At 69.6% G+C, this 26,606-nt stretch carries 21 protein-coding genes; 7 read left to right on the top strand and 14 right to left on the bottom strand.

Translation table 11 applies throughout. From position 1 onward, the window contains the following. A complete protein-coding gene (locus ASD35_RS23925) occupies window positions 1-714 on the top strand; it encodes an RNA polymerase sigma factor FliA (RefSeq protein WP_056877401.1) in 714 nt (237 codons plus the stop codon). A 51-nt stretch (window positions 715-765) separates the two neighbouring features. After that, window positions 766-2,112 carry a methyl-accepting chemotaxis protein gene (locus ASD35_RS23920; RefSeq protein ID WP_056877400.1) on the top strand — a complete coding sequence of 449 codons (1,347 nt, stop codon included), beginning with the start codon at window positions 766-768 and terminating at the stop codon, window positions 2,110-2,112. Between the two features lie 7 nt (window positions 2,113-2,119). On the opposite strand, the gene ASD35_RS23915 is transcribed toward ASD35_RS23920, so the two are convergent. The 4 genes from ASD35_RS23915 to ASD35_RS23900 all read right to left on the bottom strand — a co-directional run bounded on the left by ASD35_RS23915 (window position 2,120) and on the right by ASD35_RS23900 (window position 8,769). Continuing rightward, window positions 2,120-4,180, bottom strand: coding sequence for an autotransporter (locus ASD35_RS23915; RefSeq protein WP_200956085.1), 2,061 nt, complete (start codon window positions 4,178-4,180; stop codon window positions 2,120-2,122). Between the two features lie 129 nt (window positions 4,181-4,309). After that, window positions 4,310-6,157: a diguanylate cyclase gene (locus ASD35_RS23910; protein ID WP_056877399.1), complete on the bottom strand. Its 1,848-nt coding sequence runs from the start codon at window positions 6,155-6,157 to the stop codon at window positions 4,310-4,312. A gap of 12 nt (window positions 6,158-6,169) precedes the next feature. After that, window positions 6,170-8,389, bottom strand: coding sequence for a bifunctional diguanylate cyclase/phosphodiesterase (locus ASD35_RS23905; protein ID WP_056877398.1), 2,220 nt, complete (start codon window positions 8,387-8,389; stop codon window positions 6,170-6,172). Between the two features lie 11 nt (window positions 8,390-8,400). After that, window positions 8,401-8,769 carry an Hpt domain-containing protein gene (locus ASD35_RS23900; protein ID WP_082580388.1) on the bottom strand — a complete coding sequence of 123 codons (369 nt, stop codon included), beginning with the start codon at window positions 8,767-8,769 and terminating at the stop codon, window positions 8,401-8,403. A gap of 142 nt (window positions 8,770-8,911) precedes the next feature. On the opposite strand from ASD35_RS23900, the gene ASD35_RS23895 reads away from it, so the two are divergent. Then, complete coding sequence (locus tag ASD35_RS23895; protein ID WP_056877397.1) at window positions 8,912-10,243, top strand: ATP-binding protein; 1,332 nt, start codon at window positions 8,912-8,914, stop codon at window positions 10,241-10,243. Window positions 10,244-10,296: 53 nt separating this feature from the next. On the opposite strand, the gene ASD35_RS23890 is transcribed toward ASD35_RS23895, so the two are convergent. The 7 genes from ASD35_RS23890 to ASD35_RS23860 form a co-directional block, all read right to left on the bottom strand. Further along, window positions 10,297-10,899, bottom strand: a complete 603-nt coding sequence (locus tag ASD35_RS23890; protein WP_056877396.1) for a response regulator — start codon at window positions 10,897-10,899, stop codon at window positions 10,297-10,299. Window positions 10,900-10,906: 7 nt separating this feature from the next. Then, on the bottom strand, window positions 10,907-13,351 hold the full coding sequence (locus ASD35_RS23885) for a PAS domain-containing protein (protein ID WP_056877395.1): 2,445 nt from the start codon (window positions 13,349-13,351) through the stop codon (window positions 10,907-10,909). A gap of 63 nt (window positions 13,352-13,414) precedes the next feature. Then, window positions 13,415-14,596, bottom strand: coding sequence for an EAL and HDOD domain-containing protein (locus ASD35_RS23880; protein WP_056877394.1), 1,182 nt, complete (start codon window positions 14,594-14,596; stop codon window positions 13,415-13,417). Window positions 14,597-14,702: 106 nt separating this feature from the next. Continuing rightward, window positions 14,703-15,917 (bottom strand): flagellar hook-associated protein FlgL, encoded by a 1,215-nt coding sequence (gene flgL / locus ASD35_RS23875; protein ID WP_056877393.1) that lies wholly within the window; start codon window positions 15,915-15,917, stop codon window positions 14,703-14,705. A gap of 17 nt (window positions 15,918-15,934) precedes the next feature. Next, window positions 15,935-17,917 carry a flagellar hook-associated protein FlgK gene (gene flgK / locus ASD35_RS23870; RefSeq protein WP_056877392.1) on the bottom strand — a complete coding sequence of 661 codons (1,983 nt, stop codon included), beginning with the start codon at window positions 17,915-17,917 and terminating at the stop codon, window positions 15,935-15,937. An 11-nt stretch (window positions 17,918-17,928) separates the two neighbouring features. Then, window positions 17,929-18,801 carry a flagellar assembly peptidoglycan hydrolase FlgJ gene (gene flgJ, locus ASD35_RS23865; protein WP_056877391.1) on the bottom strand — a complete coding sequence of 291 codons (873 nt, stop codon included), beginning with the start codon at window positions 18,799-18,801 and terminating at the stop codon, window positions 17,929-17,931. Further along, window positions 18,801-19,907: a flagellar basal body P-ring protein FlgI gene (locus tag ASD35_RS23860; RefSeq protein WP_056877390.1), complete on the bottom strand. Its 1,107-nt coding sequence runs from the start codon at window positions 19,905-19,907 to the stop codon at window positions 18,801-18,803. The genes flgJ and ASD35_RS23860 overlap by 1 nt, the downstream gene beginning before the upstream one ends. A gap of 306 nt (window positions 19,908-20,213) precedes the next feature. On the opposite strand from ASD35_RS23860, the gene ASD35_RS23855 reads away from it, so the two are divergent. The 4 genes from ASD35_RS23855 to ASD35_RS23840 all read left to right on the top strand — a co-directional run bounded on the left by ASD35_RS23855 (window position 20,214) and on the right by ASD35_RS23840 (window position 24,243). Next, window positions 20,214-20,615 (top strand): hypothetical protein, encoded by a 402-nt coding sequence (locus ASD35_RS23855; RefSeq protein ID WP_056877389.1) that lies wholly within the window; start codon window positions 20,214-20,216, stop codon window positions 20,613-20,615. Window positions 20,616-20,819: 204 nt separating this feature from the next. After that, the gene (locus tag ASD35_RS23850) at window positions 20,820-21,911 is read left to right on the top strand and encodes a glycosyltransferase (RefSeq protein ID WP_082580386.1); all 1,092 of its coding nucleotides are present in this window, start codon (window positions 20,820-20,822) and stop codon (window positions 21,909-21,911) included. Next, complete coding sequence (locus ASD35_RS23845) at window positions 21,911-22,834, top strand: hypothetical protein (RefSeq protein ID WP_056877387.1); 924 nt, start codon at window positions 21,911-21,913, stop codon at window positions 22,832-22,834. Before ASD35_RS23850 ends, ASD35_RS23845 begins: the two co-directional genes overlap by 1 nt. 143 nt (window positions 22,835-22,977) lie before the next feature. After that, window positions 22,978-24,243, top strand: a complete 1,266-nt coding sequence (locus ASD35_RS23840) for an amidohydrolase (RefSeq protein WP_056877386.1) — start codon at window positions 22,978-22,980, stop codon at window positions 24,241-24,243. 184 nt (window positions 24,244-24,427) lie between these two features. On the opposite strand, the gene ASD35_RS23835 is transcribed toward ASD35_RS23840, so the two are convergent. The 3 genes from ASD35_RS23835 to flgG all read right to left on the bottom strand — a co-directional run bounded on the left by ASD35_RS23835 (window position 24,428) and on the right by flgG (window position 26,598). Next, window positions 24,428-24,862 carry a hypothetical protein gene (locus tag ASD35_RS23835; protein ID WP_056877385.1) on the bottom strand — a complete coding sequence of 145 codons (435 nt, stop codon included), beginning with the start codon at window positions 24,860-24,862 and terminating at the stop codon, window positions 24,428-24,430. 264 nt (window positions 24,863-25,126) lie between these two features. Beyond that, on the bottom strand, window positions 25,127-25,804 hold the full coding sequence (locus ASD35_RS23830) for a flagellar basal body L-ring protein FlgH (protein ID WP_056877384.1): 678 nt from the start codon (window positions 25,802-25,804) through the stop codon (window positions 25,127-25,129). Between the two features lie 11 nt (window positions 25,805-25,815). Further along, window positions 25,816-26,598 (bottom strand): flagellar basal-body rod protein FlgG, encoded by a 783-nt coding sequence (gene flgG / locus ASD35_RS23825; protein WP_056877383.1) that lies wholly within the window; start codon window positions 26,596-26,598, stop codon window positions 25,816-25,818. Window positions 26,599-26,606: the final 8 nt, after the last annotated feature.

The raw sequence follows: 26,606 nt of genomic DNA, 5'->3' as shown, positions 1-26,606 counted from the left end.
ATGTACACGCCCAAAGGCCGCCTCGACAACAACACGCTGATCAAGCAATACAGCCCGTTGGTCCGACGCCTGGCGCACCAGATGATTGCCAAGCTGCCGGCCAATGTGGAGGTGGACGACCTCATCCAGGTCGGCCTCATCGGCCTGACCGACGCGCTGTCGCGCTTCGATGCCGAGCAGGGCGTGCAGTTCGAGACCTTCGCCACCCAGCGCATCCGCGGCGCCATGCTCGATGAGCTGCGCGGTGGCGACTGGATGAGCCGTGGCACGCGGCGCCAGCAGCGCGAGATCGAAGTCGCGGTGCACAAGGTCGAGCAGCGCCTGGGCCGCGCACCCAAGGAAGAAGAGATCGCCAAGGAAATGGGCCTGCCGCTGGCCGAGTACCAGGAGCTGCTCGGCAAGGTGCGCGGCACCCAGCTCGTCTATCTGGAAGACATGTCCGGCGACGACGGCGACAACGACTACCTCGACCGCCATGTCGCCGACGACAACGCCAACCCCGTCGCACAGCTGCAGGACCATCGCATGCGCGAGGCGCTGGTGGCCGCCATCAAGAACCTGCCCGAGCGCGAGCAGTTCGTGATGAGCATGTATTACGAGCACGACATGAATCTCAAAGAGATTGCGGCCGTGCTCAAGGTCACGGAGTCCCGCGTCTGCCAGCTGCACAGCCAATCCATCGCAAGGTTGCGCGTTAAGCTGCGCGACTGGTAATTCGCTGGGTTGCTGATGTGGCGCCCCAGCCCAGAAGCAGGGGACAAACGCATGTTCGGATGGATCAAGGGCGGGGCCTCGTCTGCCGTCGCGCCAAGCGATGAGCCGGCCCGCCGTGACGACAGCGCTGCACTGAACGTCGTCAAGCGGTTGGCACGCTCCATTTCCACCGTAGGCAAGGATGCCGCCGAAGTGCGCGGCGCGCTGGAAGACACGCAACGCGTGGTGCAGGCCCAGGGGCAGGCCATGCAAGCCCTGGCCCAGCAGCTTGACCAGATCGGTCAGGCGCAGGCGGCCATCGCCACCGCCACCGCCCAGAGTGCTGCCGCCGTGCAGCGCGCGCGCTCGGCGCTGGGCGTCGTCGGCGGCGAGGTCGGCGGCATGGCGGCGACGCTGGCCCAGGTGTCCGACGCGGCGGCCGAAATCACCAAGATCTCGCTGCAGACGCGGCTCGTCGCCTTCAACGCGGCCGTCGAGGCCAAGCACGCGGGCGACGCCGGCCGTGGCTTCGCGGTCGTGGCCGAGGCCGTCAAGGCGCTGGCCGGCCAGGTCGAGGCGTCGTCCAAGGCCATCGTCAACGCCATCGGCAGCCTGCAGGCGCGCATCGACCGCTTCAGCGCCGAGCTGACCGAGAACGCCGGCAAGCCCAGCCAGATCCACGCGGCCTTCCACGAGGTGGAGCAGGATGTGCACCGCATCTCCACCTCCGCGGCCGACAGCGGCCAGCAGATGCAGTTGCTCAACGAGCGCGCGCACGAGCTGGAACGCGAGGTCATGCAGGCCTCGCACGGCCTCAAGGTGGCGTTCGACGGCAGCGACCGCTTCCTGCGCATGTCGGAGGAACTCGTCGAGCAGATCGCCGAGAGCGGCGTGGAGGTCGACGACATGCCCTTCATCCGCGCGGCCCAGCAGGCGGCCGGCGAGATCAGCGAGCTGCTCGAAGCGGCGCTGCGCGACGGTCAGATCAGCCAGAGCGACCTCTTCGACGAGAACTACCGGCCCATCGAGGGCACGAACCCGCAGCAGCACACCACGCGCTTCTGCCAGCTCACCGACCGGCTGTTCCCCAACGTGCAGGAGAAGACGCTGGCCTTCAGCGACAAGATCGTCTTCTGCATCTCGGCCGACCGCAACGGCTACATCGCCACGCACAACCGCAAGTACTGCCAGCCGCAGCGCCCGGGCGACACGGTCTGGAACACGGCCAACAGCCGCTACCGCCGCATCTTCAATGACCGCACGGGCCTCGCGTCCGCGCGCAACACCCGGCCCTTCCTTCTGCAGACCTACCGCCGCGACATGGGCGGCGGCCGGTTCGTGCTGCTGAAGGAAGCCGCGGCGCCCATCGTCGTCAACGGCCGCCACTGGGGCGGCCTGCGCCTGGCGTTCAACTTCTGACCGGCAGCTACTGCACGGTGACGAAGAAGCTCGTGGCGTCCTGCCCGGCCGCCACGGTCGCCCCGTTGCTGGTGATCGAGCTGAACGCACCGCTGAGGCCGCCAGCGGCCTGGATCAGCACGAATTTCTGCCCCCGGGCATAGCTGCCGCTGAAGTTCAGCACCAGGGTGCCGCCCAGCACCGCCGGCCCGGCGACGCTGAGATGGCCGTGGTTGACGCCGGGTGACGTGCCGGCGACGGAGAGCGTGAGCTGGCCGTTCGCGCCCTGGCGGAAGCTGCCGCCCAGCGCCAGTTCATGCTGGCCGCTGGCCAGCGCCAGGGCCGCGTTGTTGACGACGTCGCCCGTGCCCAGCGCGTTCGCACTGCCGGCCCAGGTGGTGCCACCCTCGAGCCGCGTGGCGCCCTTGTAGCTGTTGTTCTGCAGCGTGAGCGCGGCGGCGCCGGTGTGGGCGAGGCTGCCGCTGCCGCTGATGTTGGACAGCGTGATCGCGGTGGCGGTGTTCTGGACGATGAGCTGGCCGTCGTTGACGATGGCATTGCTGGCGGCCCCATTCGGCGACTCGGCCGTCAGCAGGCTGGCGTCGCCGCTGTAGGTGGCCTGCAGGACCGTCGACTTGCCCCGGGTCGCGTTGACGGTGATGTAGTTCAGCGGCACGGGTGTCCCGGTGCCCAGGCGCAGGATGGCGTTGGCGCCGATGGTGGTGGTGCCGTTGTAGTTCTGCGGCTGCGCGAAGGTCACGTCGTTGCCCGGCGTGGCCATGATCGTGACGTTGCCCGTGCCGACCGAGCCTTCCCGGTGCGGGCCACCCCCGCCGCCGGTGATGCCCACGTGCAGCGTGACCGGCCCGTTGTAGTTGAACGCCAGGTTGCCGCTGCGCAGGTTGATGTAGGCGTTCTTCTTGCCGAGCGGCGGGTTGGGGTCGGCCGGCGACGGGGCCGACGGCAGGAAGAAGTTGGCGTGCGTGCCGTCGCCCCATTGGACGGTGCCGGCGCCGCGCTCGATGTTGATGCCCCGGTAGCTGCCGTCGTTGCCGTTGACGTCGTTCGCGCCGCCGCGGTAGATGACCTTGGCGTGGTTCAGGCTGGGGTCGCTCAGGCCCGGGTTGACCAGGTTGGGCTGGTTGTGCGGGCTGTTGTCGGTGTGGCTGTAGACGCCGGCCATGACGATGGTGGACGGGCCGATGGCGTGGAAGTTGATGTCGTTGCCGTAGGCCGCTTCGTAGATGTTCTGCGGCACCGTGACGACGCTGCCGGGCGGGCTCCAGACCAGCCACGAGCCCTCGTTGAGGATGGCCTTGGCGTTGGGGAACGAGGCCGCGACATGGTTGCTGCCGAAGTCGTGCCCCGTGGTCAGCGACAGCACGCCGGTGAAGTCGCTCACCCCACGCGGCGAGTTGCCACCCCAGACACCCGGCAGCTGCACGATGCTGCCGCTGCCACTGATCTGTCCCAGCAGCACGAACTGCGCGCTGCTGAGCGCGATCGTGCCGTCGTTGCGGATGTTGTTGAGGTTGATCTCGCCATTGATGAGGCCCGCCTCGTTCCTGCTGTCCGACGTGGCGATGATGTTGGGCGAGTTGTCGGCAGCGGTGTTGGTGCCGATCTGGAACGTGACGCCGGGGTCGATGGTCAGCACCGGCGGATTGATGCCGGCGACGGTCAGCGCATAGCCCGCACCGGGATAGACCGTCTTCTTGACCACCTGGACCTGCTGCGCCACCGGCAGCGTGAAGGTGCTGGTGCGCGTGATGACCAGCGTGCCCGTGCCGGCAGCCGGCGTCAGGCGCAGCGTGCCCTGGCCGCTGATGACGCCGGTGTAGGTCGTCGTGCCGGCCGGCAGCTTGATGACGGCGGCGCCGGCCAGCGTGATGTCGCGGTTGGCGAGGATGTCCGCCGTGATGTCCCGGGCGGCGGCGGTGGCCGCGAGGCCCGCGGCCTCGGTCGCTGCGGGTGCGGCGCCGGATGCCTCGTCGTGGCCACCCCCGCCACCGCCACAGGCGGTGGTGAGGATGGCGCAGCCGGCCAGCAGGATTTCGCGCCGACCGGCGCCACGATGACTCGACTTCACGGATGCTCCTGGGTGACCGCGGCGGCTGACCGCCCCGCGGCGCGCATGATGCCGGTCAGACCGCCTGCGCCGCTGGCGCGAGATGCAACCGTTCGTTCACCCGCCACCGTTCGTGGCGGATGTCACGGATCACTCCGCGATGCACGCCCGGTTCTTGCCCGTGTGCTTGGCCTCGTACAGCGCCACGTCCGCGCGGTCCAGCGCGGCCTCCAGGGTCTCGCCGGGCCGGTATAGCGTCACGCCGGCCGAGAAGGTGACGAACACGTCCTTGCCCTCGTGGTTGAAGAGGGCGGCCGACAGCGAGCGCTGCAGGCGCACCAGCACGGCCTGGGCTTCGTCCAGCGGCGTGTCGGGCAGCATCAGCACGAACTCCTCGCCGCCGTAGCGCGCCACCATGTCGCCGGGGCGCAGCGACGTCTGGGTGCGCTCGGCCAGCGACTTCAGCGCGATGTCGCCGGCATGGTGGCCCAGGCTGTCGTTGAGCTTCTTGAAGTTGTCGATGTCCAGCAGCGCGAGCGCGATGCGTCGGGTCTCGCGCTCGGCCTTGGCCTGTTCGATGCCGAACGCCTGGATGAGTCCGCGGCGGTTGGCGACCTGCGTGAGCTGGTCGGTGTGGACCTCGCTGGACAGCCGGCGCAGCTCGCCCTCCAGCTCGTCCACGCGCTGCGTCAGCGCGGCGGCGCGGTCGTGCTCCAGCGTCAGCCGTTGCTGCGTCTGCGAGACGAGGCTTTGCACGCTGCGGCTCTCCTCGACCATCTCGCGCACCGTGCCGGCGAGGCTTTCCAGCGAGTCCGCCTGTTCGATGGCGTCGGCGTAGCGGCCCACGTTGTTCTGGAACCGGTCGGTGTGCTGGCCCAGCTCGCCGAGTTCGCTCAGCATGCGCTGGATCAGGCCCTTCAACGCATCGCGCGCCTTGGAGCGCTCGTCGCGCAGCGTGCGCTGGCGTTGGCGCGTGCCGGCCAGCAGCTCGGACACGGTGCGCACGCCACGGCCGGACAGGCCCTGGGCCAGCGTGTTGTTCATGGCCTCGGCCTGGCCCTGCGACCAGGAGTCGTCCTCGGCCAGGTCCACCAGGCTGGCCGACAGCTCGCGGCACAGGCCGCCGAGCGCATCGAACATGTGGCGGCGGTGGTCCAGCAGGTGGCGCGCACGCTGGCACAGCGCGGCCATCTGCGCGGCGCGGTCGGCGCTGGCGCCACCGGCCCGCAGTTCGTCCTGGGCGGCCTCCAGTTCCCGCATCAGCGCATCGGCCGGCGTCGCCTCGGCCTGCGGCGAGCGCAGTGCATGGCGCACGGTGCCGTTGAGTTCGCCGCTGATGTCCAGCCAGTGCGGTGCCGTGTCGGCCGCTGGGGATGCGTCGCGTGTGCCGGTGCGGCTGAGTTCGCCGAAACCGCTGGGTTCACGGAAGCCCGAGTCGGCAAAGGCGCTGTCGGCGAAGAACTGGCTGGGCGTGCCGCCGTCCTCCTCGGTCTCGACGCCGCTGCCGTCGCCGTCCTTGTCCCAGCTCGCGATCAGCTGGCCCAGGCGCTTGACGAGCTTGCCGCTGTCGCTGCGGCCTTGCTCGAGCACGCGCTGGACGCCGTCCTTCTTGCGCGCCAGCGTCCAGTGCTTGCCGCCACGCTCCAGCCCGCGCACGAGGCGCTCGATGGCCTGGGCCAGCGTCTCGGCCTGAGCGGCGGGGCCCGCCACGTCCAGCAGCTTGTCGACCTGGCGTTGCAGTTCGTCCAGCCGCTGCTCGCGCAGCGCCGTCTGCAGCTCCTGGCGGGTGCCGCCTGAGGGCAGGGCCAGGCTGATCAGCTTGGACATCAGCTGCTGCAGGCGTTCCGGCACGGCAGTATTGGCGGCCGGTGCAGCGTCGCCGCCGGCCTCGATCGCGTAGGCGCGGGCGTAGTTCTCGGGCGTGGGTTCCAGGCGCGCCTGGGCCAGGCGCTGCAGCGCAGCCTTGGCGAGTTGCGCCGGGGGCAAGCTGGAAGCCATGGATGTGCCGCGCTAGCGTTGGCCGCGCACGACGTCCTGGCTGCCGTCCGCCTGCGTGATCCAGGGTGCCTTGCGCGGCAGCACGGTCTGGGCGATCCAGCGCTCCAGCTCGTCCGCCGGCAAGGCCTTGCTGAACAGGAAGCCCTGCATCAGCGAGCAGCCCAGGCGGTGCAGCACTTCCATCTGCCGCAGCGTCTCCACGCCTTCGGCGATCACCCGCAGGCCGAGCGCGCGGGCCAGCGCGATGATGGCCGTGACGACGGCCGAGCTCTGCGGCGTGATGCCCAGGTCGCGCACGAAGGTGCGGTCGACCTTGACCTCGGAGATGGGCAGCGTGGTCAGGTAGGCGAGGGACGAGTAGCCGGTGCCGAAATCGTCGATGGAGATCTCGACGCCCACTTCGTTCAGACGGTGCAGAGAGGGGATGACGTTCTGCAGGTCCTTCATCAGGTTGTTCTCGGTGATCTCGAGCTGGATCGACCGGTGCGGCACGCCATAGGCGCTGACGCATTGGTGGATGTGCTCGACGAGATCGGTCCGCTCGAACAGCCTGCTAGGGAGATTGACGGCGATGGAGTCGGCGAAGCCGAACTGCAGCGACCACAGCTTGGCCTGGCGGGCGGCTTCCTTCAGTGCCCATTCGGACAGCGGCACGATGAGGCCGGTCTCTTCGGCCAGGGGGATGAAGTCGGCCGGCGGCACCAGCACGTTGCCGCGCTGCCAGCGCATCAGCGCCTCCGCACCCACCATGCGGGCGGCGCGCACGTCGATCTTGGGCTGGTAGTGCAGCACGATCTCGTTGCGCTCCAGCGCCTTGTGCAGCGCGCTTTCCAGCTCCAGCTTCTGCTTGCCGTGGCCGGCCAGCTGCGGCGAGTAGATGGCCGAGGCGTTGCGGCCCTGGCTCTTGACCGCGTACATCGCCACGTCGGAGTTGCGCAGCAGGTCGGCCATGCTCTGGCCGTCGCGCGGGTAGATGGCGATGCCCACGCTGGCCGTGACGAAGCACTCCTGCCCGCCGACGAAGATGGGCTCGCGCAGGGCGTCCAGCACGCGGTCGGCCACGCGCTCGGCGTCGCGCTCATCGGCCACTTCGGGCAGCAGCGCCACGAACTCGTCGCCGCCCAGGCGCCCCACGGCTTCCAGGCCGCGGTGGCTGCGGTTGCCCAGGCCTTCGAGCACGCCTTCCATGATCTGGTCGGAGTGGCGCACGCAGCCACGCAGGCGCTTGCCAACCTCGATCAGCAACTCGTCGCCGGCCGCATGGCCGAGGGTGTCGTTGATGACCTTGAAGCGGTCCAGGTCGATCAGCAGCAGGCCCACCTCGTGGCCGCCGCGGCGTGCGCTCTCGATGGCACGCTCGACGCGCCAGATCAGCTGGCGGCGGTTCGGCAGGCCGGTCAAGGCGTCGAAATGCGCCAGCTGGCGGATGCGGTCCTCGGCCTGGCGGCGGTCGGTCACGTCCTGCAGGATGCCGGTGTAGCCGCTGACGGCGCCCTGTTCGCTGAACTCGGGCTCGGCCTCGATGTGCACGACGCGCTGGCGGCCATCGGGCAGCGTCAGCGGCAGGTCGGTGATGAGGACCGACGTGTGGGCCACGACATCGCGCAGCAGGCGCAGGAAGACATGGCGATCGTCGGACGGCACCATGCGCATGACGCCGATGAAGTCCAGCTTGTCCTGTGGGCCACGGCCGAACACGCGCAGGCCTTCGGCCGAGATCGAGAAGCTGCCGGCCACGCCACGCCGCCACTCGAAGCTGCCCATGCGCGCCAAGTCCTGCGCGCGCGCCAGCTTGGCCTTGCTGCGCTCCAGTTCCAGCCGGGTGCGGGAACTGCGCAGCAGGTAACGCAGGCGGCCGTCCAGCAGGCTCCACTGCGAGGACTTGACGAAGAAGTCGGTCGCGCCGGCCTGGTAGGCGCGGTTGATGGAGGCCTCGTCGTCCAGGCCGGTCAGCATCAGCACCGGCATGGATTCGAAACCCGGCGTGGCGCGCAGCAGCGCGCAGGTTTCGAAACCGTCCAGTTCGGGCATCAGCGCGTCCAGCACGACGACGTCGGGCGCGCGGGTGGACAGCTGGGCCAGCGCCTCGCTGCCACTGTCGGCCTCGGTGACCTCGAAGCCGCGCTCGCGCAGCGCCGCGGCGGTCAGCAGCAGGTTGACCTCGTCGTCATCGACCAGCAGCACGCGCGGGCGCGGTGGCAGGTCGTCGAGCGCTTGACCGGTAGGCAGCATGGGGCTGGGCCTCACAGCAGCGCGGCGAGTGCCGCGCGTACCTGTTGGATGTCTTGGAGCATAGCGTCCAACTGCGCCGAAAGTCCTTCGTCACGGCCCTCGCGGGCCAGCGTCTCGATGTCGCCGCAACGGGCCGACAGGGCTGTCGCGCCGAGGCTGGCGGACGATGACTTCAGCGTGTGGGTGACATGGCGTATCACGGTGAAGTCCGGTGGGTCGGTTTCACGGGCCTGCGCCAGGTCAGGCAGCAAACGGTCCAGTGAGTTGGAAAAGGCAGCGACGACACGCTCCAGCAGCTTGTTGCCGCCGCTCGGGTCGAGCTCGCGCAGGCGACGTATCGCCTCGGGGTCGAGCAGGGCTGCGGGGGAGGGGGCGGTCATGGGTGGCTAGGCACGCGGCATCTGTGCAAATGTATCCCGGCTGGGTGGGTGTGCTAGCGCGAACAAATGCACAGATCCGGCGCTGTCCGCACGATGGTGCATATGCACCAGGCCGGCAAAACCGCTGCCTACAATGCCCAGCATGAACAGCCTCAGCGACGAGAGCGCGCCATCGCGCCGCCTGGAGCGGCGACTGCCGATGCGGCTGCTGGTGCTGGGTCTGGCAGGGGTGGGGCTGCTGATGCTGCTGCTCGGCGCACTGGTCGTGCTGGCCCTGATGCGGGTCTGGGGCGGCGAGGTTGGCCTGGTGCATGCGGCGCTGGTGCTGACGGCATTCTTCACCGGAGTCATGGTGCTCGTCGCCGCAGCGCTCGGCTGGCACGCTGGCGTGCGCCTGACGCGCCAGCGCCTGGCCGAACCCTTGCGCGAGGCGCGCCAGCAACTGCTGATGCAGGCCCAGCTGCAACGTGATTGGCAATGGGCCACCGACGCCCATCACCGCCTGGTGCGCTGGCAGGCGCCGCAGGGCGCGCCGTCGTCCAGCTGGGTGGGCGCAGGTGCCAGCACACAGCTGCTGTGGGAGCGCTTCTCGCCGGCCGCGCAAGCGGCCGAACTGCGTGAGCGCGTGCTGGCCCACCAGCCTTTTGCGGACATGCGGATGGCCGCCGCCGACGGCGAGGCCAGTTGGCGGCTGCGCGGCCTGCCCTGCATCGACTCGCACGGCCACTTCGCCGGCTACGTCGGCACGGCGCGGCCCGATGAAGGCGCGGTGGCCCCCGCAGCGCCCCCGCCGGCGCAGCCTGATCTCGCTGCCGAGCATGAATCCTTCAGCTACACGGTGTCCCACGACTTGCGCGCGCCACTGCGTGTCGTCGAGGGCTTTGCGCGCATCCTGAAGGAGGATTACGGCGGGCGGCTCGATCGTGTCGGCAACGACCACCTGGACCGCGTCATGAGCGCCGCGGCGCGCATGAACAGCATGATCGACGCGCTGCTGTCGCTGAGCCAGCTGTCCACGCGGCCGCTGGCGCGCCAGCCGGTCAACTTGTCGCAGCAGGCCGGCTATGTGATGGAGGAGCTGCGTCGCTCGGCGCCGCAGCGCGAGCTGGTGCTGGAGATCGAGCCCGACCTGATGGTGCAGGGCGACCCCACGCTGCTGCGCATGGTGCTGGAGAACCTGCTGGGCAACGCCTGGAAGTACAGCGCCAAGGCCGACCGCACTGAGATCCGCTTCGGTTGTGTCGAGCAGGACGGCCGGCGGGCCTTCGTCGTGTCGGACAACGGCGCCGGCTTCGACATGCGCTTTGCCGAGCGCCTGTTCGGCGTCTTCCAGCGCCTGCACAGTGTCAGCGACTTCCAGGGCACCGGCGTCGGCCTGGCGCTGGTGCGGCGCATCATCCGGCGCCACGGTGGCGACATCTGGGCCGAGTCGGAGGTGGGCGAGGGCGCCCGCTTTTACTTCACTCTGAATTGAGCGGGCCGAGCGCTGGGCCGCCCGCGTTCAGCGCGGCGCAACTGGACGAGGGCCTACCTCGTCCCCGGCCGAGCCAGCAGTTCCACGGCGTCCACGATGCGCCGTGCCTGTTCCGGCAGGCTGTGGCCGTCGGCCGAGGCCATGCCCATCAGGCGCGCCAGCGCCTCGTCGCGCGGCAGCGAGTAGCGGTGCATCAGCACGCCCACGGCCAGCGCCGTCGGGTCGAGCTGGGCGGGCAACTCGGAGGGCGGGGCCACCGGCGCAGCGGGCGCGGGCGTCGCGGCCGGCGGGGCGGAGCGGGCGAAGGCGGCCTCGACGGCCGGCACGATCTGCGAGATGTCCAGCGGCTTCACGAGATAGGCCACCGCGCCGAGTTCCTTGACCTTGGCGACGGTCGCCTCGTCGGTGAAGGCGGACAGGAACATGAACGGCGTCTGCAGGTATTCGCGCAGGTAGGCGGCCACGTCGAAGCCGGTCAGGCCTTCCATGCGGATGTCGAGCAGGGCGAGCTCGGGGCGGTGCTCGCGGGCGAGCAGGATGGCGTCGTCGCCGTTGTCGGCGTCGATGACCTCGAAACCCGCTTGCGTGAGCCCGTAGCTCAGCGTCGCCAGCACCAGTCGGTCGTCATCGACGACCAGGATCTTGCCCTTGCTCACGTGCCCCTCAGGAAAAACTTGATTTTGTGGCCGGATTGTGAACCACGCTGGGTGGAATCAATTCCAGGCGGCAAACCACGTCGTCGCCGGCCTGCTCCAGGCTCAGGATGGCGCTGCGCCGCGGCAGCAGCGCGCGCACCAGGCCCAGGCCCGACACGCCGCTCTTGACGTTCTGCAGCACGAAGCCCTCGGGCAGGCGGCCCGGGTTGACCATTTCGATGGTCACGCCGGCCGGGTCGCAGATGAGCTGGCAGCGGACCTGGGCGCCGTCACTGTGCTTCAGCGCATTGCCCAGCAGCTCGTTCAAGCTCAGCGCGATGGGGATGGCCTCGGCCTCGGGCAGGCACCAGTCGTCCATCAGCGCGCCGCCCTCGGTGGCCGTCGTGATGACGCGGCCCTGCATGCGCTGCACGGAGCCGACGATGGCGTCGAACACCCGCTTGAGCACCAGCGGGCCGGTCGCGCCGACCTGCAGGCCGTACACCTGTGCGATGGCCTGCACCTGGCCGACGGCCTCCTTCAGCACCGGCGCCACCTCGGGCCGGCGCGCGGCGATCTGCTGCAGCAGCCCGGCGACGCCCTGCAGGTTGTTCTTGATGCGGTGGTGCACCTCGCGCACCAGCAGCTCGCGCTGCGAGATGGCGGCCTGCAGCCGGGCCTGCTCGGCGGCGCGCTGCTCGGTGACGTCGCTGGCCACCATCAGCAGCAGCTCCGGCGTGTCGTTGCCGGCGGCCAGGTGCAGCAGGCGCGCATCCCAGACGCGCGTGGCCGAGCCGGCGGGCATCTGGTACTCGCGCTGCACCACCGTCTGGGACTCCAGCGCCTCGCGCATGTCGGCCACGACCTTGGCGCCCTGTTCGGCGCCGAAGAGTTCGGCCGGCGTGCCGCCGAGCAGCGCGGCCTCGGGCCGGCCGGCCAGCGTCGCCGCGGCTTGGTTGCACTTGACGATGCGCAGGCTCTGCGCCTCGTGCAGCGTGATGGCCAGCGGTGCGCCTTCGATGATGCGGGCCAGCGACGCCTGGGCCAGCCGGCTCTGCGCCTCGGCCTGGCGGCGGCGGTCGATGTCCAGCAGCGCGTAGGTCAGCTGGGTCGCGCCATCCTCGCGCGGCGTCTGCACCGCGTTGCCGATGACCCAGAACTCGCGCCCGTCGCGACCGCGCAGCCGACACTCGAAAACCTCCGCGCCCGGCTCGGCGTGGAAGGCGTGCTCGTCGTCCTCGGGGGCCAGCACGCCCATGGGCTGGCCCTGCACGTCCTCCAGCTCGCAGCCAAACATGCGGCGCGCCGAGCGGTTCATCCATTCGATGCCGCCCGGGCCGACAGTGACGATGCCCACCAGCACCGAGTCCAGCACCGCGCGTTCGCTCTCGGCGCGCAGCAGCAGCGCGTTCTCGGCCTGGGCTTGCGCCGTCACGTCCAGCGTGACGACCGAGGTCGAGCGCCGGCCGCCCGCGAGCAGCCCCGGCGCGACGCGCGTCAGCAGCCAGCGCCGGCCCAGTTCGGGGTGGCGCACCGCGTAGCGCACCTCCACGGCGTCGCCCTTTTTGAGTGCGCGCTGCAGGCGCTCGAACTCGGGCAGGGAGGCGGGCTCGACGATGTCGCGGTTGATGCCCTGCAGCGAGCTGACGGGCTGCTTGGCGCCGTTCTTGAACGGCGAGCCCTTGCGGTGGGACTTGAGCCAGCCGGCCTCGGGCTGGAAGGTGGCGAGGCCCACGGCCGCCGTGTCCATCAGCGCGTCGAGCTGCTGGTGCGCCAGGTCGCGCTCGTGCAGCGTGCTCTGGTCTTCCAGCGTGGCCAGCAGCAGGGCGCGGCCGTCGTGGCGCCACAGGCGCAGCCGCGCCTGCAGCCAGCGCTGGCGGCCCTGGGGGTCGACGAACTCGGCCTCGGTGAGCAGCGGCCCGTCCTGCGCGCGCTGGGCCATCAGCGCGGGCAGCGGCACGCCGCGGTGCCAGCCGAGCAAGGCCTGCAGCAGGTCGGGCAAGTCGTTCAGGTGCCGCGGCGGGCTGGCGCAGAGGGCGTCGAAGGCGGCGTTGTGGCGCAGCAGCGCGCCGCCGACCGCGTCGGCCAGCAGCAGCGGCAGCGGCGACAGCGCCAGCCATTCGGCCAATGGCGGCTCGCCGGGGTCGGCCGCGCTGAGGCGCGCATGCAGCAGCCAGTTGGGGCGCTCGCGCAGCAGGTGCAGCGTCGCGCGCTGCCCGTCGGCAAGCTTGAGGGGCGGCGCCAGCGGCGGCATGAGGCCGGCGTCGATGGCGCGGGCGGCCTCGCGCAGCCAGGTCTCCAGCCGGCTGCCGGCGGCCTGGCGCAGCAGGCGCCAGCCCTCGGCCGCGTCGCCACCCAGCCATTCACGCGCGGCGGGGTTGGCGCGCAGCGCGGTCAGGTCGGCCCGCAGCGTCAGCACCGGGTCGCCGACGAGGTCGAGCAGTGCCGGGGGATGGTGGGCGGGGCCGAACATCAGTTCAACGGCGTCGCGCTCACGGGACGCGGCCGCAGGGGCATGGCGGGGGCAGCATCCCGCTCATTCGAGCTGGGTCGCCTTGTGCAGCGCCCGCAGCACGCAGGCGTTGATCTCGCCGGCGCCGAGCATCAGCGCCTCGGCGCGCTCGCGGTAGTCGAACACGCTCTCGGACTCGATGGCCTGCACCAGCTCCAGGTAGGGCCGGTAGGGGCCGCTCTGCTCCACCAGCGCCTGGCGCACGCGCTCGGGCACCGGGATGGACTGCAGCAGCTTCTCGAACGGTGCCTTGAGCATGTGGTCCAGCAGCGAGAACAGGCCGCAGATGAACATCTCGTCGCGCTGCTCGCGCTCGCTCATGCCCTGGGCCAGCTCCTCCATCAGCACGCCGCGGCGCAGCGCGGCATACATGATGGGGCGCATGCTGTGGTCCTTGCTGGCCGTCGTCAGCAACAGGGCCAGCCAGCGCTTGAGGCGCGCATAGCCCAGCAGCATGATGGCGTGGCGGAAGCTCGACACCTCCACCGGCAACCCGAAGGCGGCGGAGTTCATGTAGCGCAGCAGCTTGAAGGCCAGGCTCGGGTCGCGCTTTAGGGTCTGCTCCAGGCGCTCGACGTCCTCGCCCTCGTCGACGCGCGACATCAGCTCGACGATGACCTGCAGGTCGGTGGCCATTTCGGTCCGGGCGGTGCCGGTGGGCTCGAAGGGGCCGTCCATCGGCCAGCCGATGACGGCGTGCGCCCCGGCCTTGAAAGCCGCGTCGATGGCGTCGCTTCCGCGCATGCCGGCGCAGACGGGCTCCATGCCGGCCGGCGCCGTCTGGCCCGACTCCAGCACCACCCGCTTGAAGACGGCGCCGACCGCGGCCGGCAGTGGCTCGTTGGGCAGGCCCTTGAGCAGGCCGGTGTGGCCCGCGCCCCTGAGCGCGGCGATCGCGGCGGCGTGGTTGGGGTCGGCGGCGATGAAGGCAGGCACCTCGATCTGCGAGGGCTCGGCGGGCGGCTGGGCCAGCAGTGCGGTCAGCAAGGCCTCGCCTTGCGCGCTGATGATGGCCCCGCCCTGCGGGAAGGTGGCGCCGAGCGCGGCGAGCAGCTCGGCATGGTCGACCTTGACGTCCGGCCGCAGCGGCACCAGCGTCAGCCGCGTGCCTGCGATGGCGCGCTGGCGGTCGATGACGGGGGCGTAGCCGAGGGCGATGCCCGGCAGCAGGGCATGGTCGAGGGCGGCGGGGATGTTGTCGGACATGGCGCGGCGCAGGGGCTGGCGGTGAATGCGGCAGTCTGCCACGCCGACCCGGCCCCCAGGGCGGCAAATCGTGACAGGTGCACGCCCGGCGCGCGCCGCGAGACGATCAACCCGAGATGTACTGGAACAGCGACATGCGCTGAACCATCGCGTAGGTCTTGAGCGCCGTGTCGTAGCCGCTCTGCTGGTTCTGGAAGTCCGAGATCGCCTGCACCATGTCGAGGTCTTCGGCAGCGCTCTTCTCCTCGGTGCTGTACTGCTTCAGCGCGGCCAGCCGGGCCTCGGTGCCGTCGAGGTTGTTCAGCCGCTCGCCGACCTGGCTGCGCACGTTCTGCAGGTTGCCCATCACGGCGTCGATGTCGCGCAGGCGGCCGTTGTTGCTTTGCGCGATCTGGGCGCCGCTGCGCAGCGGCGTCTTCAGCTCGGCGACGGCGCGGTCCAGCACGTCGAACACCTTGAGCGAGTTGCTGGCTGGCGCGATGGAGAAGTTGTCGCCGTCCGCCGGCGCGCCGGCGATGCCAACGGCCATGCCGTCGAACTGGATGCTCTGCCCCGGCGTGAACGCGCCGCCGGCCACGCCCGCGCCGGTGTCGGTGTTGGTGACCGCGTAGCTTTGGGCGGGTGCGGTGCCGCTGATGTCGATGCGGTAGTTCTGGCCGGTCAGCAACGGCGGGTTGGTCACGCGGCCGGCATCGATCCAGCCCTTGGAAGGCTGGGTCGGGTCGATGGCGTTGGGATTGGCCTCGGTGACGAAGGTGCCGTTGCCGCTGCGAGCCTCTTCCCAGGCGCTGCGGCCGTCGACCGTGAGCTGGAAGTTGTCGAGATTGCCGGTCTGGATGTTGCCGGCCACGCCGACGTAGGCGACGCCACCGGCCTGGTCCAGGAACGGCGGGCTGGCCGAGCCCTGGCCGGAGAAGACGAAGCCACCGGCGCCGTCCGGCCGGTTGGCGATGGCCAGCAGCTGATCGCGCAGGCCTTGCAGCTTGTTGGCCAGGCCCTTGCGCTCGGCGTCGGAGTAGCTGGCGTTGCCGGCCGAGATCATCGTTTCGCGCGCCTGCTGCAGCAGCTCGTTGGCGTCGCCGAGTGCCGATTCGGCCAGCGTCATGCTGTTGCGGCTGGCTTCCAGCGCGCGCTGGTTGGCTTCGACGCGGCCGATGGAGGCCAGCGCCCGCTCGGCCCGCGCGGCGCCGGTGGGGTCGTCGCTGGCCAGCGCGATGCGCTTGCCGGAGGTGAGCTGCTGCTGGTTGTCCTGCAGCGCGTTCTGGCGCCGCTGCAGGTTGGCGATGGAAGCGTCGAAGAGGTTGGCGGTGGAAAGTCTCATGGGTTGACCTCGGGGGCCTATCGAGCGGCGATGCGCATCAGTTCGTCGAACAGCGCCTGCGCCGTCTGCAACACCTTGGCGGCGGCCTGGTAGTTCTGCTGGAACTGCATCAGCCGCGCCGCTTCCTCGTCCAGGTTGACGCCGGCCTGGCCGGCGCGCGTGGCCTCGGCGTCGGCGGCGACGCTGGTCGACACGCCAGACAGGTAGCCCGCGCTCTGCACGCGCGCGCCGATCTCGCTCATCGTGCTGGCATAGGCGTCGGTGATGGTGGCGCCTGCGGTGATGCTGCCGTCGGGCTGCAGCTGCCGGCCGACGAAGCCCTCGGACTGGATGTTCAGGAAGGCCTTGGCGTTGCCGTTGTTCGTCGCCGTGTAGATCGTCGGGTCCAGCGCGATCCGGTCGCCCTTGCGCGGCACGCCGTTGGTGCGCAGCTCGAAGCCGAGGTCGATGCCGGCCGCCGGCTGGTTGCCGATGGGCTGGCCAGGGCTCCAGATGCCGCTGAGCACGCTGCCGTCCGCCAGCGTCAGCGTGTACTGCAGGTTGGCGGCGTTGGCGGGGTCGGGGTCGCCGAACTCCAGCGTGATGGGCGCGCGGGCCGCGTCGAAGCTGCCGTTGACGGCGTAGACGCTGTCGACGCTGGCGGTGCCGGTGTTGTTGACCGAGGCGGACGCCGTCAGCGGCGACGCCGCGGCCAGGCCGTTCGGGTTGTCGAGCACGCGGCGCATCTCCAGCGCCGCCGAGCCGACCGGCTCGATGAGGAAGCTCTCGCCCACCGCCGGGGCCGAGGGCGCGAAGCTGATCTGGAAGCCGTCCAGCGTGTCGCCGTCGTTGACGGTGCGCACCAGCCCGTCGGACAGCCGCGTCACCTCGTAGCTGCCCGGTGCGCTGGAGGTCAGCTTGTAGCTGCTGGCCTGCAGCTGCCCGGCATTGACGATGCTGGCCTGCACGCCCGAGACGAGGCTGCCGTCGGGGTTGCGCGCGTTGCTGGCGGCCGCCATCACGCGCGGCGCCGCGACGTTGAAGATGTTTCCGCCCTTGCCCGGCGGGTTGGACAGGTTCAGGCCGAGGGCGTTCTGGTCGTTGACGCGCGTGCCGATGGCCGCGGCCAGCTGGCCGAGCATGTTCTTGGCGTCCTGCAGGTCGCTGTTCTGGAAGGCCAGCAGCGCGGCCATGGAGCCGCCGGTCAGCACGCTTTCATCCAGAGCGCGGTTGATATTGCCTTCCTTCAGCGACAACACGGCGCGCTGCGGGTCGTAGCTGTCGGCCGACACCTGCAGCGCCGAGGCCTGGTTGCCCAGCACCAGGCGCTGGCCGCCGCCGATGAAGACGCCGACGGTGTCGTCGTCCGCCGGCAGCGTCGTGACGGCCACGTATTCGCCGAGCTGCGAGATCAGGCGGTCGCGCTGGTCCAGCAGGTCGTTGGGCGTGTGGCCGCTGCCGCGCGTCTTGGAGATCTGGTCGTTGACGTTGGCAATCTGCTGGGCGAGCTGGTTGACGACGGTGACCGAGGCCTTGAGATCGCTGACGACGCCGCTCTGCAGGTCGGTCAGCTGCGCGCCCGCGTTGGCGAAACGCACGGCCATCTCGCTGGCGCGGCCCAGCGCCACCTGGCGGGCCGAGGGATCGCTCGGCCGGCTGGTCACGTCGACCATGGCGTTGAGGAACTGGCTGGCGGCATAGCCCAGGCCTTCGGTGCCGGGCTGGAAGATCTTCTCCATGCGCGACAGCTGCTCGGCGCGCGTCGCATCGGCCGAGGCGGTGGACTTGGAGCTGGCGGCCTCCTTGGTCAGGAACTCGTTGTGCGAGCGCACGACGGTCTGCACGTCCACGCCCTTGCCGAAGAAGCCCGCGCCGGTGTACTGGCCCGGCGAGGTCGTCAGCGTGACCGACTGGCGCGAATAGCCGACCGTGTTCGCATTGGCGATGTTCTGGCCAATGGTCTGCAATGCCGCCTGGTTGGCGAACATCGCGCGGGCGCCGAGGGAAAGCAGGCCGGCCATCTTCTAGGTCCTCAGGCCATCAGCGTGCTTTGGACACGCTGGGTGGTGTGGATGGTCTTGGCGATTTTCTCCGCGTAGGCAGGGTCGGTCGCATAGCCGGCCTGCTGCAGGCCGCGCGCGAAGCCGGCCGCGTTGCCGTTCTGGGCTTGCGCCACGACCTTGGCATAGCGGTCGTTGCTGCCCAGCAGGCGGGCGTAGTCTTTGAAGGCCTCGTCGTAGCTGCCGTAGGCGCGGAACTTGGCCGTCACCTTGACCGCCTGGCCGTTGATGACCTCGGTGGTGCGCACGTCGACGGTCTTGCCCGTCCAGCCGGGCGTGGCCTTGATGCCGAAGATGTTGTGGCTCTTGGTGCCGTCGGTGCCGGTGATCTCGCGCTTGCCCCAGCCGCTCTCGTGCGCGGCCTGCGCGACCATGAAGCTGGCCGGGATGCCGGTGGCCGCGGAGGCCGCCTTGGCCGAGGCGTCGTGCTTCTGGATGAAGCTCTGCACGTGGTTTGGGATGCCCTTGGTGGCCAGCGCCGGCAGCGCCTGGGCCAGCGTCGTCTGGCTGTTCTTCTTGATGTTCTCGGGCGACAGGTCCTGGATGCCCATCTGGCGCTGCAGCTGTTTCTGGATCGCGTCCGACAGCCCGCCGGGCAGGCCGCTCATCTTGCCGGCGAACTGCGTGTCCAGCATCTCGCTGCCAAGCTGCGTGGCGTTGTTGTCCAGCATGCCGCTGGCCAGCGTGGACGCGCGCATGCTCTTCATGACCTCTTGCATGAACAGCGATTCGAACTGCTTGGCCGTCTCGCGGATGCTGGCCTTGGGATCGCGTGCGGCCGAGGCCTTGAGGGCGTCAAGGCTGCCAAGGCTCTGGCCGGAGATGGACTGGAAGGACGAAGACATCAGATCACCTCGAGCTCGGCATTCAAAGCGCCCGCGCTTTTCATCGCCTGCAGGATCGCGAGCAGATCCTGGGGCGTGGCGCCGAGCGAGTTCAGCGCCTTGACGACATCCGACAGGCGCGCACCGGCGGCCAGCTGGATGAGGCTGCCGGGCTCCTGGCGGATGGCGATGTCGGCCTTCTCGGTGACGACCGTCTGGCCGCTGGACAGGGCGTTGGGCTGGCTGATGACGGGCGTGGAGTTGATCGTCACCGACAGGCTGCCGTGTGCCACGGCGCAGGCCGACAGCGTGACGGCCTGGTTCATGACGATGGAGCCGGTGCGGGCATTGATGACGACGCGGGCGGCGGGCGAGGCCATGTCGATGGCGAGGTTCTCGACGTCGGCCAGGAAGCCGACGCGCTCGTCCGGAGTGACGGGGGCGCGCACACGCACCACGCGGCCGTCCAGTGCCTGGGCGGTGCCGTTGCCCTTGGCCTTGTTGATGGCCTGGGCGACGGCACGGGCGGTGGCGAAGTCGCTGCTGTTCAGGTCGAGCTGGATGCTGTCGCCCTGCGCCAGCGGCGTGGGCACGGAGCGCTCGACGAGGGCGCCGCTCGGGATGCGGCCGGCGCTCAGGTGGTTGATCTGCACCTTGGAGCCGCCAGCGGAGGCGCCGGCGCCGCCGACCACCAGGTTGCCCTGGGCGATGGCGTAGACCTGGCCGTCCGCGCCGCGCAGCGGTGTCGCGATCAGCGTGCCGCCGCGCAGGCTCTTGGCATTGCCGATGGACGAGACGTTGATGTCCAGCTGCTGGCCGGGCTGCGCGAAAGGCGGCAGCGAAGCCGTCACCATCACGGCGGCGATGTTGCGCGGCTGCATGGTCACGCCCTGCGGCAGGATGACGCCGAACTGCTGCAGCATGGCCGTCAGGCTCTGGCCGGTGAAAGGCGCCTGGGTCGTCTGGTCGCCGGTGCCGTCCAGCCCCACGACCAGGCCGTAGCCCGTCAACGGGTTGGATCGCACGCCGGCGACGGACGCGACTTCCTTGATGCGGGCGGCTTGCGCCGGTGCAACCGGGGCCAGCACGACGGCCAGGGCGAGGAGGAGGGCTTGCAGGTACTTCACTCGACCGATTCTGCGGATGCTTGAGCCCGTCAAGCCGCTGAAAAGGGCGGGGAGCGCCCGGCTTTTCGAAGCCGTGGGCGGCCGGTCCGGTGGAGGGATGGCATTTTTCACGACTCATTGCGCGTGAACCGCTTGCTCGCAGGGATTCGGCTGGCGCGCCGGCCTGGGGGTTTGCGACGCAACGCGCCAAGAGTCTGGTCACGCTGTAAGGACGGGGCCGCCCGCCCGACCACTGGCCACCTGTGAAGCACTGAGGCGCCCAGTCGGCACAGCGACCCTTTCCATCCCCCACTCTTGGAGACCGAAATGAAGACACGCCTTTCTCTGCTGCCCCTCGTGCTGGCCACGGCCCTGTCCGCCATCGCCCTGCCTGCGACCGCCCAGAACCTGACTCGCGAGCAGGTGAAGATGGACCGCGACAGCTTCTTGGCGCTGATGCGCTGGGACGAGTTGACCGGCATGTGGGTGCTGAAGTCCGGCATGGAGCCGCCCAAGGGCGTCATGTCGCGCGCCGAGGTGCTGGCCATGCGCGACCAGTTCCTGCGCATGAACGTCTACGACGATTCCGTCGGCACCTGGGTGCCGCTGAAGGCGCCGCGCGAGATGAGCACGCTGACGCGCGAGCAGGTCAACATGGAGACGCAGCGCTTCCTGATGATGTACCGCTACGACGAGTCACGTAGCGAGTGGGTCAGCCGCGCACGCTGACCGGGGGCTCAAGCGCCGCCCCCGGTCGGGGCGGGGAGCGCCCCGACAGCGCGCAGCAAGCTCACTGACGCGGCTGCTGCCATGCTGTGATCCCCCAGGCGCGGGCAGGGTTTGCACCACCCTGGGGCATTTGACAGGTTTCGGAATGTGTCAACCGGTAAAGTTTTGTTTGCCGCCTTGACGCCTCGCCTGCCGAAATTTGCCATGCCCCCTCCCTTCGACCCGTTGACCCTGGTCCACGTCGTGTTCTCTTCGCGCATCGCAGGGGGTGAAAGCCACTGCATCGACCTGGCCAACGCGCAGGCCGCGCTGGGGTACCGCGTCCACGTCATTGGCTCGGCCGGCTCGGCAGTCGCCGGCGCCCTGGCCGCGGAGGTGCACTTTCACGGCCTGAAGCTGCCGCTGCTGCGCGGCTGGCGTGTGGCGGCGCTGGCGCGTCGGCTCGGCGCCGACGTCTGCCACGGCCACCTCGGCCCGGCCTGCAAGGCGGTGGCTCACGCCCGCAGCGCCACCCGCATCGGTACGCTGCATGTCGGTTACAAGGCCCACCACCATGCACGGCTGGACGGCCTGGTCTGCGTGAACCGGGCCCAGCAAGATGGGTTGCCCACGGGCGGTGCGCTCGCCAGCGTCATCTACAACTGGGCGCCGGAGCGCGCCCCCGCGGCCACCGCCCGCCCCAGCGACCTGCGCGTGGAGCTGGGCCTGGCGCCGGAACAGCTGCTGGTCGGCAGCGTGGGCCGCCTGCACGCCAGCAAGGGCATGGACTTGCTGATCCAGGGGTTCAAGGCCCACGCGCCGGCCGATGCCGTACTGGCCATCCTGGGCGAGGGGCCGGACGAGTCGCAGCTCAAGGCGCTGGCCGCCGGCGACGCGCGGGTCCGCCTGCTGGGCTACCGCACGGACGTCGACCAGGCGCTGAAATCCTTCGACCTGTTCGTGTCGCCGTCGCGGGAGGAGGCCTTCCCGCTGGCCATCCTGGAAGCCATGCGTGCCGGGCGGCCGGTGTTGTCCACCGCCACGCAGGGCCCGCGGGAGATGCTGGCCGGCCAGCCGGCGCGCCTTGTGGCCGTTGGCGATGCCCAACTGCTGGGCTGCGCCATCGCCGAGGAACTGGCGCGGCTGCGCGCCCTGCCGCCGCAGCAGCGCGGCGTGAGTTACGCGACCGCTGCCTACGATCGCACCAACGCCGTGGCCCGCACGCTGGGCTTCTACCGCGACGTGATGCTTCACCGTGCCGCGCTGTTGCAACACGCAGAGGAACCGGACGAGGCCTACGCCGCCCAGCAGCTCTGATGTTCAAAAGGCCGCGCACCGACTTCTGGCAGGTCGGCATCGTTCCCGTCCCCGTCGCAGACCTGGATGCGCGCACGCTGAGCGCGGCGCGAGACCGCATCACCTGGCTGCCGGACGCCGGCCCCTGGCGCTACCTGGCCGACCCCTTCGGCCTGGTGCGCGCAGACGCGCTGCATGTCTTCGTCGAGGCCTACGACTACCGCGTCAAGCGCGCCACCATCGAGCGCCATGAGTTCACGCTGGCCGACCTGCACTGGCGCGGCCAGGCGACGGTGCTGGACAAGCCCTTCCACCTGTCGTTCCCGCAGGTCTTCGAGCACGACGGCGAGGCCTGGATGGTGCCGGAGAGCTACCAGGCCGGCGAGATCGCCCTCTACCGCGCGGCCGACGCCTCGCTGAACCACTGGGAGCGCGAGTGTGCGCTGCTGACGGGCCTGCCCGGAGCCGACGCCGCGCTGATCGAGCACGGCGGTCGCTGGTGGATGTTCTACACGCTGGTCGGCCCCGGCGCGCGCGACCAGCGCGAGCTGCACATCGCCCATGCTCCCGTGCTGAGGGGCCCCTGGACGCCGTTGGCCGGCAACCCGGTGCGCGTGAACCGCGACGGCGCCCGGCCGGCCGGCCGGCCCTTCGTCGGCCGCGACGGCGTGCTGACGCTGCCGGTGCAGGACAGTTCCACCGGCTACGGCGGCGCCACCCGGCTGTTGCGCTTCCCTCTGCTGACGCCGCAACGCGTGGAGATCGAGGTGGGCATCGAGCGCCTGACCGGCGACCTGGCCAGCGACGGCCACACGGCCGGCCTGCACACCGTCAACGGCTGCGGCGACGCGCTCACGCTGATCGACGTGAAACGCATCGACCGCTCGCGCGGGCGGCAGTGGCTGGACATGAAGCGCCGCTGGAGGCGGCTGACGGGCAGGTAGCCGCGCAGGCGCCACGGCTTGGGTGAATAGGAAGGTGACCGGCGTCACGGCCTGGCCCCATTCGAAACGTCGGTTACGGCGGCTGTTGGCCGGCCGACACGCGCGGGCTCACAGCCGAGCCGTCGAGGTCTACCATCGGCCGCATGAGCCCGCAGCCTTCCCTCAGCGACAGAATCGCCGCGCTGACGGCGGCCCTGGAGTCGCAAGTCATTGCCTGGCGGCGCGACCTGCACGCGCATCCGGAGCTGGGCAACCGCGAGTTCCGCACCGCCTCCATCGTGGCCGAGCACCTGCGGTCGCTGGGCTTCGACGAGGTCAAGACCGGCGTCGCCCACACCGGCGTCGTCGGGCTGCTCAAGGGTGGCAAGCCGGGTGGCGTGGTGGCGCTTCGCGCCGACATGGACGGCCTGCCCGTCACCGAGGAGGTGGAGCTGCCGTTCGCGTCCAAGGCCCGGGCGGTCTGGAACGGCGAGGAGGTGGGCGTCATGCACGCTTGCGGGCACGACTGCCACGTCGCCATCCTGATGGGCGTGGCCAGCATCCTGGCCAGCCTGCGCGCCGACATCCCGGGCAGCATCAAGTTCCTGTTCCAGCCCGCCGAGGAGATGCCGCCCGAAGGCGAGGAGGGCGGCGCGGCGCTGATGATCAAGGAAGGCGCGCTGGAGAACCCGACGCCGCAGGCCATCTTCGGCCTGCATGTCACGTCGCGCCAGCCGGCCGGCGTCATCGGCTACCGGCCGGGGCCGACGATGGCCAGCTCCGACAAGCTCAAGATCACCGTGCAGGGCAAGCAGACGCATGGCGCCGCGCCCTGGCTGGGCATCGACCCCATCGTCACGTCGGCGCAGATCGTGCTGGGGCTGCAGACCATCGTCAGCCGCACGCTGGACCTGAACCGCGAGCCGGCCGTCGTCACCATCGGCGCCATCAAGGGCGGCGTGCGCGAGAACATCATCCCGGACTCGGTGGAGATGCGCGGCACCATCCGCAGCTTCGACGAGGGCATGCGCGACGCCATCCACGAGCGCATCACGACGCTGGCCGAAGGCATCTCCGCGGCGTCGCGCGCGAGTTGCAAGGTGTGCATCACGAAGAACTACCCGGTGACGCGCAACGACCCGGTGCTGACCGAGCAGATGGTGCCCACGCTGACGCGCGTGGCCAGCACCGGCCCGCGGCCGATGGGCATCGAGGTCGTGCCCAAGGCCACCGGCGCGGAGGACTTCTCGTTCTTTCAGCGGCTGATCCCGGGCCTGTTCTTCTTCGTCGGCGTGACGCCGCCGGACATAGAGCCGACCAAGGCGTACTCCAACCACTCGCCGCGCTTCGTCGTGGACGAGCGCGGGCTAGAGGTGGGGGTCAGGGCCTTGGCCAACCTGGCCGTGGACTACCTGGCCAGCAAGGCTTGATCAATTCCGTAGGTTTGGGTGGGCCTTGGGAACCTCAACATGGACATCGCCCGTCAACGGTGGGGTCGTAACCTACCGAGCTACGTCCCGTCGGTCGAGTTCGAGGCAACTGCCATCGACAACACAATGGTCAGGCCGCGACCGTCTGATTGAGCCAACGAGCCTTCGCGAAAGTCGGGGCGATTCAGGGTGCTTCTTGCGAGGCGCCGTGATCACGCAAGCGTCTCAGTTTGGTGAGCGTCTCGGCCGTCTTTTCATCCTTGTCAGGCGAATTCCACAGCCACGTCCTTGATCCCCCGCAGCTGCCTACATGACGATCTTCTGCAATGAAGAAGAGATACGTTTGACCGGGACTCAGGGCAATGTCGTGAACTTCCGACGTGGAGTAAACGTCATCTCGGTTGTCCGCGAGGCGTTTGAAGGACTCTAAAACTACGTACTTGGCACGGTATTTGGCATCGTACCGCCGCTCCTCACCTTCCTTCTTCACCTCGGTGACGCGAACAATCATCACTTCTTGAGCGCGCTGAAATTGTCTCTCCAGGGTCATCGAAATGCACATGGCCGAAGCGATGCCCTGCTGTAGAAATAGAACCAAAGCAACCGCGATGTATTTCATTGGGTGGGCAACGCGTAAATTCAGCCGAGCAGCCAGCGGGGTTGGCGCTGGTCTGCCGCAATGAACGGTAAAACCGCCGCATTGAAGTGCCTCAGACCCGCCTTGCTGACCGGACTTTGCCGAGCAGCGATGCCGGTCGCCGCATCGTAGCCGCGAAGTGTTGACCGGTCCTGGCGGCCAACTGCCGCCCCGCACTGCGCACTGAACCGCGCAATGGCAATGGCTGCACAGAGGGCACTTTTTGAGCGTGCCCGCGCCGCCCGCTCAGCTCGGCGCCAGGTTCAGGAAGAAGCGCGACAGCCAGCCGACCGCGTGAGCATCTGCGGCGGCGCCGCGGCCGCGCTGCTCGATGCGCACATTGGCGACCGACGTCGATGCGACGGCATTGCCCTGGCCGATGGAGCGCGGGTCGACCTGGCCGGAGAAGCGCAGCACGTCGACATTGCGGTTCACGCCGATCTGCTTCTCGCCGCTGATCATCAGGTGCCCGTTGGGCAGCACGGCGGTGACGACTGCCGTGATGGCGCCGGTGAACTCGTTGGTGTTTTGGTTGCTGCCCTTGCCCTTGTTGTCGTTGGCCGACGTCGCCTCGGCGGTCGCGCGGGCGAAGGCCTTGGGCGAGATGCCGGGCACCGCGGCGATGCCGGCCGACAGGCTGCCGGTCTTGCTCAGCTCGCTGGTGCTGGTCTGGGAGGCGGAGACGCGCTCGGTGATGCTGATCGTCAGCGTGTCGCCGACCAGGCGGGCGCGGTGGTCCTCGAACAGCGGGCGGTAGCTGGCGGCCTGGTAGATGCCGCCGTTGGTGGGCGCCATGGGCTGCACCGGCGGCAGGTTAACGACCGGCGTGTGCGCCAGCTCGACCTGGGGCTCGGGGTAGGGCGTGGCGCAGCCGGCGAGCAGGGCGGTGGCGGCAAAGGAGGCAAGGAGGGCGAAGTACTTCATGACGCGTCTCTTCAGATCTGGGCGAGCTTCTGCAGCATCTGGTCCGACGTCTGCACGGCCTTGGAGTTCAGCTCGTAGGCGCGCTGGGTCTGGATCATCTGCACCAGCTCCTCGACGACGTTGACGTTGGAGGTTTCGACGAAGCCCTGCTGCAGCGCGCCGATGCCGTTGTTGTTGGGCGCGCCGGTGTTGGGCGTGCCGCTGGAGGCCGTCTCGGCGAACAGGTTCTGGCCCTTGGGGTCCAGGCCGGCCGGGTTCACGAAGGTGGCGAGCTGCAGCTGGCCCACCGTCTGCGGCGTGGCCTGGCCGGGCAGCGTGACGCTGACGGTGCCGTCGTTGCCGATGGTCAGGCTCTGCGCGTTGTTCGGGATCGTGATGCCGGGCAGCAGCGTGTAGCCGTTGCTGGTGACCATCTGCCCGTTGGCGTTGAGCTGGAAGCTGCCGTCGCGGGTGTAGTTGGTCGTGCCGTCGGGCATCTGGATCTGGAAGAAGCCGTCGCCCTTGATGGCCATGTCCAGGTTGTTGCTGGTCTGCTGCAGGTTGCCCTGCGTGTAGATGCGCGCGGTGGCCACCGGCCGCACGCCCAGGCCGACCTGCAGGCCGGTGGGCAGCGTGGTCTGCTCGGTGCTGTTGGCGCCGCTCTGGCGCATGTTCTGGTAGATCAGGTCCTCGAAGACCGCGTGCGAACGCTTGTAGCCGTTGGTGGCCACGTTGGCGAGGTTGTGGGAGATGTTGTCCAGCTGGGTCTGCTGGGCTTCCATGCCGGTCTTGGCAATCCAGAGCGAGCGCATCATGGCGGTGT

Source organism: Pelomonas sp. Root1444, assembly GCF_001426885.1.
Lineage (GTDB): Bacteria > Pseudomonadota > Gammaproteobacteria > Burkholderiales > Burkholderiaceae_C > Pelomonas.
The sequence above is the reverse complement of the archived record's forward strand: the minus strand, read 5'-3'. Positions and strand labels throughout refer to the sequence as shown.

Excerpts from the sequence above, each read along its gene's own strand:
- ASD35_RS23925 (WP_056877401.1), top strand. The coding sequence starts at position 1 with ATGTACACGCCCAAAGGCCGCCTCGACAACAACACGCTGATCAAGCAA.
- ASD35_RS23920 (WP_056877400.1), top strand. The coding sequence starts at position 766 with ATGTTCGGATGGATCAAGGGCGGGGCCTCGTCTGCCGTCGCGCCAAGC.
- ASD35_RS23910 (WP_056877399.1), bottom strand. The coding sequence starts at position 6,157 with ATGGCTTCCAGCTTGCCCCCGGCGCAACTCGCCAAGGCTGCGCTGCAG.
- ASD35_RS23905 (WP_056877398.1), bottom strand. The coding sequence starts at position 8,389 with ATGCTGCCTACCGGTCAAGCGCTCGACGACCTGCCACCGCGCCCGCGC.
- ASD35_RS23900 (WP_082580388.1), bottom strand. The coding sequence starts at position 8,769 with ATGACCGCCCCCTCCCCCGCAGCCCTGCTCGACCCCGAGGCGATACGT.
- ASD35_RS23895 (WP_056877397.1), top strand. The coding sequence starts at position 8,912 with ATGAACAGCCTCAGCGACGAGAGCGCGCCATCGCGCCGCCTGGAGCGG.
- ASD35_RS23885 (WP_056877395.1), bottom strand. The coding sequence starts at position 13,351 with ATGTTCGGCCCCGCCCACCATCCCCCGGCACTGCTCGACCTCGTCGGC.
- ASD35_RS23880 (WP_056877394.1), bottom strand. The coding sequence starts at position 14,596 with ATGTCCGACAACATCCCCGCCGCCCTCGACCATGCCCTGCTGCCGGGC.
- flgL (WP_056877393.1), bottom strand. The coding sequence starts at position 15,917 with ATGAGACTTTCCACCGCCAACCTCTTCGACGCTTCCATCGCCAACCTG.
- flgK (WP_056877392.1), bottom strand. The coding sequence starts at position 17,917 with ATGGCCGGCCTGCTTTCCCTCGGCGCCCGCGCGATGTTCGCCAACCAG.
- flgJ (WP_056877391.1), bottom strand. The coding sequence starts at position 18,801 with ATGTCTTCGTCCTTCCAGTCCATCTCCGGCCAGAGCCTTGGCAGCCTT.
- ASD35_RS23855 (WP_056877389.1), top strand. The coding sequence starts at position 20,214 with ATGAAGACACGCCTTTCTCTGCTGCCCCTCGTGCTGGCCACGGCCCTG.
- ASD35_RS23850 (WP_082580386.1), top strand. The coding sequence starts at position 20,820 with ATGCCCCCTCCCTTCGACCCGTTGACCCTGGTCCACGTCGTGTTCTCT.
- ASD35_RS23845 (WP_056877387.1), top strand. The coding sequence starts at position 21,911 with ATGTTCAAAAGGCCGCGCACCGACTTCTGGCAGGTCGGCATCGTTCCC.
- ASD35_RS23840 (WP_056877386.1), top strand. The coding sequence starts at position 22,978 with ATGAGCCCGCAGCCTTCCCTCAGCGACAGAATCGCCGCGCTGACGGCG.
- ASD35_RS23835 (WP_056877385.1), bottom strand. The coding sequence starts at position 24,862 with ATGAAATACATCGCGGTTGCTTTGGTTCTATTTCTACAGCAGGGCATC.
- ASD35_RS23830 (WP_056877384.1), bottom strand. The coding sequence starts at position 25,804 with ATGAAGTACTTCGCCCTCCTTGCCTCCTTTGCCGCCACCGCCCTGCTC.
- flgG (WP_056877383.1), bottom strand. The coding sequence starts at position 26,598 with ATGATGCGCTCGCTCTGGATTGCCAAGACCGGCATGGAAGCCCAGCAG.